Source organism: Streptomyces sp. NPDC005791 (assembly GCF_042871485.1).
Taxonomy (GTDB): domain Bacteria; phylum Actinomycetota; class Actinomycetes; order Streptomycetales; family Streptomycetaceae; genus Streptomyces.
This window is the reverse complement of record NZ_JBIAIP010000021.1, coordinates 28979-41631: the sequence shown is the minus strand read 5'-3', so window position 1 is coordinate 41631 and position 12653 is coordinate 28979. Positions and strand designations below refer to the sequence as shown.

General features: G+C 71.0%; 14 protein-coding genes. 8 read left to right on the top strand and 6 right to left on the bottom strand.

Features of this window, described 5'->3' with window-relative positions; translation table 11 throughout:
* Nucleotides 1-65: 65 nt before the first annotated feature.
* The 8 genes from ACFYSH_RS30845 (at nt 66) to ACFYSH_RS30810 (ending at nt 7955) form a co-directional block, all read left to right on the top strand.
* Complete coding sequence (locus ACFYSH_RS30845) at nt 66-1211, top strand: inosamine-phosphate amidinotransferase 1 (protein WP_388756779.1); 1146 nt, start codon at nt 66-68, stop codon at nt 1209-1211.
* 76 nt (nt 1212-1287) lie between these two features.
* Nucleotides 1288-2613: a JmjC domain-containing protein gene (locus tag ACFYSH_RS30840; protein ID WP_388756776.1), complete on the top strand. Its 1326-nt coding sequence runs from the start codon at nt 1288-1290 to the stop codon at nt 2611-2613.
* Nucleotides 2610-3440 (top strand): DUF3865 domain-containing protein, encoded by an 831-nt coding sequence (locus ACFYSH_RS30835; protein WP_388756773.1) that lies wholly within the window; start codon nt 2610-2612, stop codon nt 3438-3440. Before ACFYSH_RS30840 ends, ACFYSH_RS30835 begins: the two co-directional genes overlap by 4 nt.
* Nucleotides 3440-3874, top strand: a complete 435-nt coding sequence (locus tag ACFYSH_RS30830; RefSeq protein ID WP_388756770.1) for a GFA family protein — start codon at nt 3440-3442, stop codon at nt 3872-3874. Before ACFYSH_RS30835 ends, ACFYSH_RS30830 begins: the two co-directional genes overlap by 1 nt.
* 127 nt (nt 3875-4001) lie before the next feature.
* On the top strand, nt 4002-4868 hold the full coding sequence (locus ACFYSH_RS30825; protein WP_388756767.1) for a dimethylarginine dimethylaminohydrolase family protein: 867 nt from the start codon (nt 4002-4004) through the stop codon (nt 4866-4868).
* Between the two features lie 67 nt (nt 4869-4935).
* A complete protein-coding gene (locus tag ACFYSH_RS30820; RefSeq protein ID WP_388756764.1) occupies nt 4936-6198 on the top strand; it encodes a cation:proton antiporter in 1263 nt (420 codons plus the stop codon).
* Nucleotides 6195-6758: a nitroreductase gene (locus ACFYSH_RS30815; protein WP_388756761.1), complete on the top strand. Its 564-nt coding sequence runs from the start codon at nt 6195-6197 to the stop codon at nt 6756-6758. Before ACFYSH_RS30820 ends, ACFYSH_RS30815 begins: the two co-directional genes overlap by 4 nt.
* Nucleotides 6759-6851: 93 nt before the next feature.
* The gene (locus ACFYSH_RS30810; RefSeq protein WP_388756758.1) at nt 6852-7955 is read left to right on the top strand and encodes a class I SAM-dependent methyltransferase; all 1104 of its coding nucleotides are present in this window, start codon (nt 6852-6854) and stop codon (nt 7953-7955) included.
* 99 nt (nt 7956-8054) lie between these two features.
* On the opposite strand, the gene ACFYSH_RS30805 is transcribed toward ACFYSH_RS30810, so the two are convergent.
* The 6 genes from ACFYSH_RS30805 to ACFYSH_RS30780 form a co-directional block, all read right to left on the bottom strand.
* Nucleotides 8055-9380, bottom strand: coding sequence for a transcriptional regulator (locus ACFYSH_RS30805; protein WP_388756755.1), 1326 nt, complete (start codon nt 9378-9380; stop codon nt 8055-8057).
* A gap of 200 nt (nt 9381-9580) precedes the next feature.
* The gene (locus ACFYSH_RS30800; protein ID WP_388756753.1) at nt 9581-10246 is read right to left on the bottom strand and encodes a hypothetical protein; all 666 of its coding nucleotides are present in this window, start codon (nt 10244-10246) and stop codon (nt 9581-9583) included.
* Nucleotides 10247-10278: 32 nt separating this feature from the next.
* Nucleotides 10279-10854 (bottom strand): hypothetical protein, encoded by a 576-nt coding sequence (locus ACFYSH_RS30795; RefSeq protein WP_388756750.1) that lies wholly within the window; start codon nt 10852-10854, stop codon nt 10279-10281.
* Nucleotides 10851-11015 (bottom strand): hypothetical protein, encoded by a 165-nt coding sequence (locus tag ACFYSH_RS30790; RefSeq protein WP_388756747.1) that lies wholly within the window; start codon nt 11013-11015, stop codon nt 10851-10853. The genes ACFYSH_RS30795 and ACFYSH_RS30790 overlap by 4 nt, the downstream gene beginning before the upstream one ends.
* The gene (locus ACFYSH_RS30785) at nt 11012-11464 is read right to left on the bottom strand and encodes a hypothetical protein (protein ID WP_388756744.1); all 453 of its coding nucleotides are present in this window, start codon (nt 11462-11464) and stop codon (nt 11012-11014) included. Before ACFYSH_RS30785 ends, ACFYSH_RS30790 begins: the two co-directional genes overlap by 4 nt.
* Before the next feature lie 122 nt (nt 11465-11586).
* Nucleotides 11587-12639 (bottom strand): hypothetical protein, encoded by a 1053-nt coding sequence (locus ACFYSH_RS30780; RefSeq protein WP_388756741.1) that lies wholly within the window; start codon nt 12637-12639, stop codon nt 11587-11589.
* Nucleotides 12640-12653 lie beyond the last annotated feature (14 nt).

The following is a 12653-nucleotide window of genomic DNA, read 5'->3' as shown; positions in this document are numbered from 1 at the left end:
CGGCGCACACCCGCGCGCCGGAGGCAGGGGCGTGCTGTCGCCCGCCGCCGAGGAGGCGGCCCATCATGCCCCAGCCCGCGCCTGCCCCGCCGGCTCTGAACAGCTTCGACGAGTTCACCCGGCTCGACGAAGTCGTCCTCGGACGCGCCGATCACTACGACGCCCACCACACCGACACCTCGTGGCGGCTGTTCTTCTACGACAACGTCGCCCCCGTCCTCGGCCGGCACACCAGCCCGTCGGGGGAGGAGCTCCTGCCGATCCCCGCGCAGCTGGTCGACGAGCTCAACGAGGACATCGCCGGCCTGGCCGACGCCCTGACCGGGTGCGGCGTCAACGTCCTGCGGCCCCCGGCCCCGGGCAAGGACGTCGACATCCGCTCCCCGTACTGGGACGCCCGGGCCACCCCGCCCCTCAACGTCCGCGACCAGACCATCATTCTCGGCAACACCATCGTGGAGACCGCGCCCCACGTACGCGCCCGGGCCTTCGAGAACGACCTGCTCAAGCCGGTCTTCTACCGCTACTACGAGGACGGCGGCGCGAACTGGCTGTCCATGCCCCGGCCCGCCCTGGCCCGCGGCTCCCTGGACACCAGCTACTTCACCCGTCAGGGCCTGGACGTCGCCCGCGCCACCGACAACGAGAGGGCCGGCACGATCGAGGGCCTGGGCCTGGAGATGGTCTTCGACGGCGCGCAGTGCATGCGCCTGGGCCGCGACGTCCTGGTCAACGTCGCCAACCGCAACCACGAGCTCGCCCTGCGCTGGCTCCGTGACAACCTGCGCGACCTGCGCTTCCACCGCCTGGACGCCATGGCCGACAACCACATCGACAGCGTCCTGGCCCCGCTGCGCCCCGGTCTGGTGCTGCTGCGCTCCCCGGAGTACCTGAAGTTCCTGCCCGAGGCCATGCAGTCCTGGGACGTGATCTACGCCCCCGAGACCGACGACCGCAACTTCCCTGACTACAGCGACCTCGGCTTCGTCATCCCCATCGGCAGCCGGTACATGGACATCAACCTCCTGTCCGTCGACGAGAACACCGTCGTCGTCAACTCCCTCTACCCGGAGCTGATCAAGGTCCTGGAGGCCCGCGGCTTCACCGTCGTCCCGGTCCGGCACCGCCACCGGCGGCTGTTCGGCGGCGGCTACCACTGCTTCACGCTCGACACCGTCCGCCGAGGCGGCCCCGAGGACTACCTCAGCTGATCCCGGCGCCCCGTCACCGCGACCGCATTCCGCCTTCCCGATCACGGCAGTCCGCCCCGACGTCAGGAGATCCTCGATGGACACCGCCTACCCCTGGCCGCCCGACCAGTCCTTCTGGACCGGCACCTTCCCCGACCACACCACCGGACGGACCACGCCCTTCCTGTTCAAGGGCATCATCCCCGCCGCCGCAGCCGGCCCGGACGACGTCCTGACGGGGTTCGAGGCCATCCGCCGGGCCCACGCCGCGGGCACCGACATCAAGGCGCATGCCCGCGTCTACGTCGGCGAGGACCGCCGCGACGACCTCCTGCCCCAGGCGCTGACCGCCCCGTCCTGGGACGGGGGCGTGGACGCCTTCGTGCCGTGGATGCAGGGCCTCGCCGGCGCCGAACGGTTCTCCCTGGTCGTCAACAACCTGGAGACCGTCAGCCCCGCCCTCGCCGCCGGCCTCGGCACCTTCCTCAAGACCCTCATCGACGGGTGGGGCCTGCCGCTGGGCGGCGCCGAGCAGGTCGCCTTCGCCGGGAACTACGCCGGCACCGCCTTCGGGATCCACGAGGGCTATGAGGACGCCTTCCTCGTCCACCTCGGCCCCAACGCCAAGAACTTCTACTGCTGGCCCGCCGAGCAGTACGAGAAGCTCACCGGCGGCAAGGAGCCCACCTTCGGCGACTACCGCGCGCTGCTGGAGGAGGCCGAACACTTCCTGCTGGAGCCGGGCGATGCCCTCTTCCTGCCCCGCCGGGTCTTCCACGTCGGCACCCAGGACACCTTCTCCGTCTCGGTGGCCATGCCGCTGTACACCTACCCGTACGCGCAGATCCTGCAGAGCCGCGTCATCCCGGACGTCCTCGCCGACCTGGCCGGGGACGGGCCCGACGACCCGCTCAACGAGCCCTCCGCGATGGCGGACACGGCCGCCGGGCCCGGTGCCGTCGCCGACCGACTGGCCGGCATGGGCCGCGAACTCCTGACCGTCGCCGCCGATCGCGTCCGCGACGCCGCGCGCCAGCACGCCGAGCAGCGGTGGGCCACCCTGCTGAGCAACGGCGGCTGGGAACTCGTCGAGGGCGACCTCTCCCGCCAGGAAGCCGCGAACGCCTTCGACCCCGAGCAGGTCAAGCCGGGCGCCGGCATCCGCGTGATCGCGCCCTACCAGGTGACCACCCTGCTCGACGACGACGGCGACTCCCGCCAAGTCCTGCTGCGCGGCCACCAGGTGGGCGTCGCCCTCGACGGCGCGGGCCTGAACCAGGACACCGTCACCGCCCTCAACCGCGGCGACACCCTCGTCCTGCCCGACAACGCCGCGCTCCTCACGGCCGCCCGCGCCCTGGGAGCCACCGGCGGCCTGCACCTGACCCCCCGCCCCGCCGACCCCAAGGACGCCGACGCATGACACCCGATAACAGCCTCGTCCAGGCCTATCTGAAGGCCCACCCCGAAACGCAGAGCGCCGTCAACGGCACCCTGCTGGGCAAGTTCACCTCCGGCACCGCCCTGGTCACCGCGCACCTGGCCCCGCTGGTCGACTGGGCGTACGCGCGGATCGCCGAGAAGGTCGGCGCCACCGACCTCAACGAGCGCCAGGCCCGGATGTACATCGAGGAGCTCTCGGTCTTCGCCCGCTACAACGCCCAGTACCTCAAGGCGGCCGCCACCGCCGTGGAGGGCTACTGCCCCGAGCTCGCCCACGAGCTGCGCCGCAACCACCTGGAAGAGGGCGGCGAGCGCGGCAAGGTGCCCGCGCACTACGTCCTCTACACCAACGCGCTCCTCTCCGACCTCGGCCTGCTCGTCAACGGCCACGTGCCCGCCCCCGAGACCGAGACGCTGGTCAACCTCCACCAGTGGATGGTCGGCTCACACATGCCCAGCCACATCGCCGGCGCCTACTACGCCACCGAGGCCGTGGCGATCGCCGAAACCGAGATCCTGCGCGACATCACCAACCGCTACGGCGAGCTGACCATCAGCCGCAGCGGCAGCGAACTCAAGGCCTTGCACTACTACTACGACCTCCACCTCGACGACGAGCACGAGGCCGCCCAGGTCGGCGGCATGAGCGTCGAGGCCGCTCACATCGAGGGCCTGGCCAGGTTCATCAAGGAGAGTGAACTCTTCCACATCGACCTGCCCCAGGCCCTCGACGGCTGGCTGACGATCACCGAGGGGATGACACACTGGTGGGCTCAACTCGCCCGCCGTGCTTCGGAGATGAACTGATGAACGCCACCCCCGACATCGTCGCCGCCGCCCAGGAGCGATCCGGCGGATGCTTGTGCGGCAAGATCCGCTTCACCGTCAAGGGCGAAGCCGTCTACCCCCACACCTGCAGCTGCCCGCACTGCAAGAAGCTCGGCGGCGGCCCGATGATGTGGTGGGCCGGCTTCGCCCCCGAGAACGTCACCTGGACCGGTGAGAGCGAGCAGATCTGGTTCGAGACGTTCAAAGGCGAGGCCAAGCGCAGCTGCTGCCCGAACTGCTTCAGCCGCCTCGCCGCCATCGATAACGGCGTCCCGGAGCTCGGCATCGTCGTCACGGCCCTGGACGACACCAGCGGCGCCGACCTCGTGCCGATCAACCAGTCCTTCCGCGACGACGCCGTGCACTGGCTGCCCCAGGTCCCCGACACCCAGAAGAAGAGCCCCGTCGGCTGACACCCGCGAGACCTCCGGGGCCGGCAGCCCTGACCTGCCGGCCCCGGACCTGCACCCTCCTGGGACCGTCTGCGCCGCGTCCGACTCACCGTCCGACCGCCCCGCCCCCCGGCCCAGGAGACCCATCGTGCTCACCCTGCACGCAACCAGCGAGTACGGCGCGCTGCGCCACGTCGCCATGCGCTACGCGAGCGACGTCACCCCCGACCTCGACGGCCCCGACGCCCACCCCGTCCTGACACGCCAGAAGACCACCAGCTCCTGGAAGCCGTACGACCCGGCCACCGTCCGCACCCAGCAGGACACCCTGATTGGCCTCCTCCGCGGCCGCGGCACCACGGTGACCCTCCTCGACGCCGCGCCGGGCTGCCCAGTCCAGCACTACCCTCGCGACATCGCCTTCGTCATCGACCACGTCCTGGTCATGGCGCGCCTGAACTCCACGCACCGCCTCCCCGAGGCCGACGCGCTCGCCCCGCTGCTGACCGGCGCCCCGCACGTCGCCCACCTGGACGAGGGCACCATCGAGGGCGGTGACGTCGCCCTGCACACCGGCACCGTCCTGGTCGGCCTCGGGGAGGAGACGTCCCCCGCGGGCGTGGGGGCGCTGCAGCGGGCGCTGACCCACCACGGCGTCGACCGTGAAGTCCGCCCGGTCCGCTTCGCCACCCGCGGCGTCGTCCACCTGGACGACCACTTCGCCATCGTCGCGCCCGGCACCGCCCTCATCCACCGCGACGTCTTCCCGCCCGCCGAACTGCGCTGGTTCGAGCAACACTTCGACCTCATCGACGTCACCGAGACAGAGGCGCGCGCCGTCCAGGCCAACGTCCTGGCGATCGCTCCGGACACGGTGATCGTCACCGCCGGCAGCGACCGCATCGCCACGCAGCTCTCCGCACGCGGACTCGAAATCCTCACCGTCGACTACAGCGAGGTCACCCGGATTCCCGGCTCGCTGCGCTGTACCACCCTGCCGCTGACCCGCGCCTGATCCACCCCCGGTCCCCGCCCGGCCGCCGCACTGCCGTGCGGTCTCTCGCCCGACTCCTGGAGCTGTCGTGTCCGACCCGCTGCTGCCCGTGCTCCTCGTCGTCCCGGTCGTGGTCATCGCCTGTCAGGCCGGCGGGCGGGCCGTCAGGCTGCTCGGCCAACCTCCGGTCATCGGCGAGATCCTTGCCGGAATCCTGCTCGGTCCCTCGCTGCTCGGCTGGCTCGCCCCCACCGTCCAACAGCACCTCCTGCCGCCCTCGGTCCTGCCCGTCACCTCCGCCCTGGGCACCCTCGGACTCCTGGCCTTCCTGTTCCTGACCGGACTGGAACTCGACCTGCGCAGCCTGCGCACCACCCGCGGCGCCGTCGCCGCGGTCAGCCTCACCGGACTCCTGCTCCCCATGGCCCTCGGCGCCGCCCTCTACCCGCACTTCGCCCCCGACGGCGTCGAGCGGCTGCCGTTCACTCTGTTCGTCGCCGTCGCCCTGAGCATCACCGCCTTCCCGGTCCTCGCCCGGATCCTCGCCGACCGTGGCCTGGAGACCACCACCTTGGGAACCTTCGCCCTGGCCTGCGCCGCCACCGACGACGCCCTCGCCTGGTGCCTGCTCACCGCCGCCGTCGCCCTTGCCACCACCGGCACCGCCCTGTCGGCCCTGACCACCCTCGGTCTCACCGCCACCTTCGCCGCCGGCCTCGCCCTCATACGCCCCCTGCTGCGCATCCTGCTCGAGCGCGTCGGCCGCACCGGCGACGAACTCGTCTTGGCCCTCCTCTTCGTCGGGCTGTGCCTCAGCGCGTACACCACCGACCAGATCGGCGTGCACCCCGCCTTCGGCGCGTTCCTGTTCGGCGCCGCCGCCCCCCGCGGCCTGCCGGCCGTTGAGCGCAGCGCCGCGCGCCTCCGCGCCGTCGTCCTGCCGCTCCTGCTGCCGCTGTTCTTCGTCGACGCCGGCCTGCACACCGACCTCTCCACCCTGCCCGCCGGACAGTGGGGTTGGGGCGCGGCCATCCTCGCCGTCGCTGTCGTCGGCAAGTGGGGCGGCGCGGCCGGCGCCGCCCGGCTCACCGGCTCCGACTGGCGCTGGTCGGCCGCCGTCGGCACGCTCATGAACTGCCGCGGCCTGACCGAACTCGTCGTCCTGGGCATCGGCCTGCAGACCGGCGTCATCACCGCCCCCCTGTTTACCCTCCTGGTGATCATGACCGTCATCACCACCGCGGCCACCGCCCCGATCTTCCGGCGCGTGGCCGGCGACGACCCGCGCATGACTCCGTCGGCACCCCACGACGATCCTGAGCGCGCCCCGGCCCGGAAGGCGACCCGATGACCCGCTCCCCGACCCCGGTCCTGGACGCGGCCCTCACCCGGCGCAGCGCACCCCGCCTGACCGAGCCCGCCCCCGGCCCCGCCGACCTGGAGCGCCTCGTCCAGGCCGCGGCCACCGCACCCGACCACGGGCGGCTTCGCCCCTGGTCGGGTGCGGTGAGCGGCGACGAGCGGGCCCGCCTCGGTGACGCGCTCGGCGAAGCCACCGACACCCCGGAACAGGCCCGCCGCGCCGCCGCGAAGCCCCAGCGCGCGCCCCTGCTCCTGACGATCGTGCACCGGCCCGTGCCCAACCACCCGAAGGTCCCCGAGTGGGAACAACTGGCAACCACCTCCGGCATGGTCACGACCCTCTCACTGCTCCTGCATAGCCATGGCTTCGCGTCGATCTGGCGCACCGGATCCGCAATTCAGGCGCCCCAAGTCCGTAAGTACCTCGGCGTCGCCGACGAAGAGCAACTGCTCGGCTGGCTGTACGTCGACACCCGTTGCTCGTCCTGCGCCTCCGTTGAACGGCCGCCACTCGATCCCACCACCAAGATCACCTGGGCCGGCGGCTGAGCCCTCCATCCAGCACGCGGTCTCCCAGACCATCCGACATCCCCTGCGGCCACTGAACCGAACCCCGCTGAGGACCACCGCGAAAGGCGGACCATGTCCAACGTCCAGCAGATCGAGACACACGGGCGCTCCCTGCGCGTGAGCGTGGACCCCGAACCCGAGCAGGAGGGCCGCCCAGCCCTGTGGCCGAGCGTGGGGGAGTACCCGATCTACGACCCGTTCCTCTACACGACCATGACCACCGACGACGAACGCAACCAGCGCTTCCGCACGGCACTGTCGCAACTGGCCCCGGACCGGAGGATCCTGGACATCGGGACCGGGCAAGATCTTCTCTGGGCGCGCGAAAGTGTGCAGGCGGGAGCCCGGCACGCCGTAGCCGTCGAAGTCATCGAGGACGCGTTCCACAAGGCGGCCGCCAACTTGCCGACCCGCACCCCCCAAGACCGGATCACCCTCCTGCTCGGCGAGTCGACCAGCCTCCACTTTGCGCCCCGAGCCGATGTCTGCGTTGCGGAGATCATCGGCTCCCTGGCGGGCGCCGAAGGCGCGGCAGCCGTCCTGGCCGACGCCCGCCGCCGCCACCTGGAACCCGGTGGACTGGTGATACCCCACCGCGCGGTCACCCTGGCCGCGGCGGTCCGCCTGTACGACCTGCTCCCCGAGCAGCCCGTGGCGTTCGCCGAGGCCTCCCTCCCGTACCTGCAGAGCATCTTCGACTGGCACCGCAAGCCCTTCGACGTGCGACTCCGCGTCGAGAACCCGTCTGCCGACGCACTGCTCTCCGAAGGCGCACCCGTCGAGGTGCTCGACTTCAACGGGGCCTTGCGGACCGAGCAGCGCACCGCAACGCGCCTGGTCATCACCCAGCCGGGCAGCATGGACGGCGTGCTCACCTGGCTCAACCTCTGGTGCCTGCCGGACGAAGCGCCCCTTGACGCACTGCACATGAAGACGAACTGGGCCACCATCTACCTGCCGCTCTTCGACAGCCCCGTGCCGGTTACGCCTGGAGACATCCTGGAACTCAGCTTCGCGGCATCCCTCAGCGACGACGGCGTACACCCGGACTATCAGCTCAACGCCGTCCTGCGCACGGTCGACGGCCAACAGCACCACGGCTCCCTGGAATCTCCGCACCACGGCGGTGCCTTCAGGGCCCGGGCGATCTACCGGGCGCTCTTCCCCGCAACCTGACCGGCGGTCCGTTGCCGGCGCGCCCCAGAGAATTGACGATGTGCGTCACGACCTCCTCGCTGCCCGCGCCCGACCTTTCGGGGGCCTTGGCCGAGCGGTTCAGAACCCGCGCAGCGGCTCCCCCGAGTTCAGGTGCTCAAGACGTTCGGAGAGACGTCGGCTCATCAGGTGCTGCGACGCCTGAGAGGCACGTCTTGCCACAGCCGCGTGCTCGGCCGCGTCACCACGCAGCCGAGCCAGTTCGGCCTCGGTGATCAGGAGTTCCACGGTGTCGCGCGTTCGGTCCGAGGGAAGAGCCGACGCCTCCTTCAGGGCCTGCACCCCCTGCTCGGCCAGTCCGGCCAGGGCGAACGCCCACGCCGCCTGTCCCTCCAGCTCACGCATGTCGAACCACTCCAGCCACGCCGGGCCGATGCCGCTCTGAGCGCGGGCGAAGAACTCGCGGGCCCGCTTCACCGCCGCCACGACCTGGTCCGGCTGTCCGTTCAGCGCCCACGCCCGAGCCTCGGTTACGCACGAGTAGGCCCTGACGAGGGGAGGCGCTCCCTCGGCCGCCAGAACAGCGCTGCGCGCGTGAGCGAGCACATCCGCCTGCCCGCCCTGCGTCGCCGCCAGTCGGGCCTGGTGGATGTGGACCCGGGTGATGCGGGCGCGGTCACCGACCGCCTGGGCCAGCCGCATCGCCTGCAGGTCGTAGCGCTGAGCCAGACCGGGGAGCTGGTCGTCGTAGGCCATCGAGGCCATCGCGAGGACCGCGTCCACCACGCTGCCGTAGAGCCGGCGCCCGGTCCGAGCAGGGAAGCTCCCGTTCAACATCGGCGTGGCGTGCGTGTCCATCATCGACGCGAACACCCCGCGGAACTTGCCCCCGCCGTGTTGGGAATCCAACTTGCCGTACAGCCGTGTCTGCTCGTCCAGCAGGTCGATGTCCGCCCCGGTGACCTTGTGCTGCCCATGGCCACCGATGACGGGGTCCGCAGGCATCACGAGGGCCTCCCGCGAGGCAGGGCCGAAGACGCTCGGTGAGAACGCGCTCTTGACGACGTTGCGCCGCCGCATGGCGTCCAGAGCCCACAGCTTCGACAGCATGCGAACGGCGTGGGGCACATCCAGGTACTCCAGCGACTGGGCCGCGACGAGGCCGGTGTCGGACGGCCAGCCCAAGCTCGCGGGCGTCACGACCTGGTTCAGCGCCGCCGACAGCACGTGGCATGCGGCGGCTGCGAGATCGTCGCCGGGAGTGGATCCCTTGCACCACCGCGAGACCGTGCTCGTGACCACCCTGTAGGGCAGCCGGATCGCCTCGCAGCGCGCGGCGATCCGGCGCGCGAAGCCGCTGATCGACCAGTCCAGAACCTCCAGGTGCTTGAGTAACACCTCGTTGCGCTCAGCGTTTGATCTTGAGCTCATCATCATGCCGCCCATCGCGGTGGAGTCGGAAAGGCCGTATAGCGGATGTTGCGGGGCCCTGTCGGCAGAGGGATCACCTCTTGCCTGGTGCGCCCGCGTCGCACCGGGCCAGAGAACATGCCTCGCTGGGATGCGGCCGGCGACGTCGCGATCTCGCGAACGCTTCAGCGACCCTCACCAGGTCCGGTCAGTTCCCGGTGTCTGTCGCGGCTTGGTCATGGTCGGCACCGTGGGTCGGAGGATCGGGGGGAGACGTCGGTGATGCCAAGCGACGTCAGGGAGATTTCGGTCAGGTCGCGAACCCGGAGCGTCAGGAAGTGAGCGACGGTATGTTCCAGACGGTCGTCGCCGCGCAGCGGCACGTATGTCAGTCCCTCGGTGACAGGCCGGTCGGAGGTGCCGTGGACGATGCCGAGGACTCCGATTGGTGCAGCGGTCTTGGCTCGCAGCACGATGCTCCGTGCTCGAAGTCTCGGGCAGCCGGTCAGGCAACTGCGGAGACAGTTGGTCGAGCACACGGGCGGGGTGGTGGTGTCCAGGTGGGTGGCTGCCGACAGGCCGAACACGCGCGGTCTCGGAATTACCCACATGCGTCCGTCGGCGTCATGCGTGTCGGGCCGGCCACAGAACGCGCACCGTATCTCGGCCGCAGCGCTCCACTGCAGGTCAGGGTCGAACGTGCCGAAGAGAACCTCGCCCTGATCAGTGGGGCCGGCCATCCGGACCCGCAGGACACCGAAGTGCGGATCAATCTGTGCGTGGCGTGCGCCATCGGCGTAGTGAACGCCCTCCGTGCCACGCACGATCGGTGTGCGGATCTCCCGGCGGCCGGCACGCCGGAAGACGTAGCCGGCCATCGCGGCCGAGGTGGGAACGGTCATCGCCAGATGCCCTTCGTGGTGTCCGATAGAGGTCACATCGCGGTCTCGCCGCGCACGAGCCACAGCCCGGCGCGACGGTCGGCGTACCAGGACAGCTGGTCCTGGTAGAGGCGGTCGACGGGGGTGATCGCGGTGCGGCTGACCGCGACGACGCCGCGCACCGGGCAGGCTGGATCGGCCAGCATCTGCAGCGCGCGGGCGTAGCCGCGCCGCAGGAGGGGGTCATCGCCGCCGGTGCGGATGTCGATGGAGTCGAGGGTGTCGACGAGCGGGGGGCCTGTGACCACCAGGTGTTGTCTCTCGGCGTAGCCTCGGGTCGTCGCCAGATTGCCGTTCGCCGTGCCGTCGGGTCCTGTCAGCGCGTACAGCACGATGTGCAGCGGTCCCGGGCGGGCGCGAGCAGCCCGGTTGGCCGCAGCACGGCGCAACTCCAGCGCTCGGGGCCCCGGAACGGGCGGAAAGCCCGGCTGCGGGCGGTTGCCGGAGGCCCGGGGAGGCAGGTGGCGGCTCTGCGACGCGTAGCCCGGAGGGGATCCTCCCGCCAGTGTGTGCCGGGCGGGCGAACCGTCGAGCGGTGCCGGGTGGGCGCGGCCGGTCATCGCACTCATGAGACGGTCCCCCGCTCTGCGGGTTGCACGGGCACCTTGGTGGCGAGGAAGGCGTCGAGACCCTCGGTGTGGCAGACGATCGCGGTCAGCAGGACGGCCGTTCCGGTGGCGGTGTCCGCTGCGCGCAGGTTGGGCGTGCGGGCGGAGGCGCGGGCGGTCATCGGCTTCGCCTGGCGCGCTGGGCACCGCGACGCGGACTGATGTCGTGGGGGCCGTCATTGAGGATGTCACCGAGCAACTCGGTGGGGGTTTCGCCGATGCCTGGCGGAATGTGCCAGTGGAGGTCGGTGCCGGTGGTGACGTGGGCGGCCGGAACGGTGAGGCGGGTTCCGGGCCGGAGAAGGCGTATCCCGTATCGGGCCCACGGCGCGGACTGGACGGTGCCAGGGTCGAGCAGAATGTGCCAGCTGCCGCTGTAGGGATCGGCAAGAACCGGCCCTCGGCCGCCGGCGGTCTGCAGCGCGGCGATCAGCGGGGGTGCGAGGGTGGCGGGGATCCGTACGGCGTCGAAGTGCTCACCGCACTCCCAGGTACGCAGGCCGCCGGCTGGCGGGGCCCACGGGGGCTGGGCGAGGTAGGGGTCCTGTCGAACGGAGGCTGCACTGCGCATGAGCGTGTCTTTCTCGGGTCGGTCCGACGGGTGCGTAAGGCCGGAAAGGAACGCCTCGGCATCACAGATCGAGGAAGGCGAGATACCTGGGGCTGGCCGCTGAGTGACAAGCCGGGATGTCTTCACGACGGCGGTACCGCCGTAGGGACGCTGGAGTGCGGAACCGAGATCGCTGCACCCAGTGCGGCTCTGGCCTCGGCGCGCAGCCGCAGCCGGACGACGCGGTCACCGGCCGGGGTCAGGACGGTCGGCGACCGCCTTTCCCAGCCGAGCTCGTGCAGGTGATCGAGCAGCCATTCGCTCGCTTCCTCCGCCTGGCCGCGCGGGGCCGGCACGTCGCACCAGACCCACGTCAGCCGCCTTCGGGCCGCGTGATCGGCGAGCCACATGGTGAGCAGCCGTCCGACCTGGGTCGTTCCGACGGTGGCCGGGTCGAGGAGGACGAGAGTGCCTGGATCACGGCCGTCAGCACCCCAGTGCCGCACGTCGGGGCGGGTGCGCAGGGCGAGGCAGCCGACGAGGATGCCATCCTCGTACAGCCCCAGCGCGCCGGGCTCTTTGAGAAGTGCCGTGGTCGAGCCTGCGGGGACCCTTATGCCCTGATCGGCGAGCAAGTGAGCGCGGTCTTCCGCCAGGGCCGTCGCTGCGGCACGCGCGGCGTCGGAGGTGATCGGCAGCATCTCGTAGGCCGGCGCGGCGGAAGCTGCCGCCAGTGCTACGGGCTGTGAGTCCGAGGGGCCGCCGAAGATGTTCCAGGCGTGTGCCAGGCCTACCAGGTGGGCCGGGTTGTCGGCGCAGGCCTTGGCCAGGAGGGCGTCGATCTCCGCGCGTACGTCCGAGGCGCGTACGCCGATGGCGTGCCCGATGTCCTCGTTGAGGGAGTGCTTCGAGAGCGCGCGTAGCAGTCTCAGCTCGTCTTCGGTGAATTCCGGAGCGGGGCGGTGGCAGACGGGCGGGGCGACCTGCCGGGCGGTGAGCAGGGCGTGGACAAGAACGGCCCGTGAGCAACCCGGCCGGCCCAGCTTCTTGCGCGCCACCCTGAGCTGGCTGGCGACGCCGTCTACGGACAGATGGATCTGGGCGGAGATGGCCTCGTTGGACACGCCGTAGACGAGGGGCGCGGTCACGCGCTTCTGCGGTTCCGTGAGGGGGGTGATCGGTGGGGCGGTGGTCATCTGGGGTCCCGGTT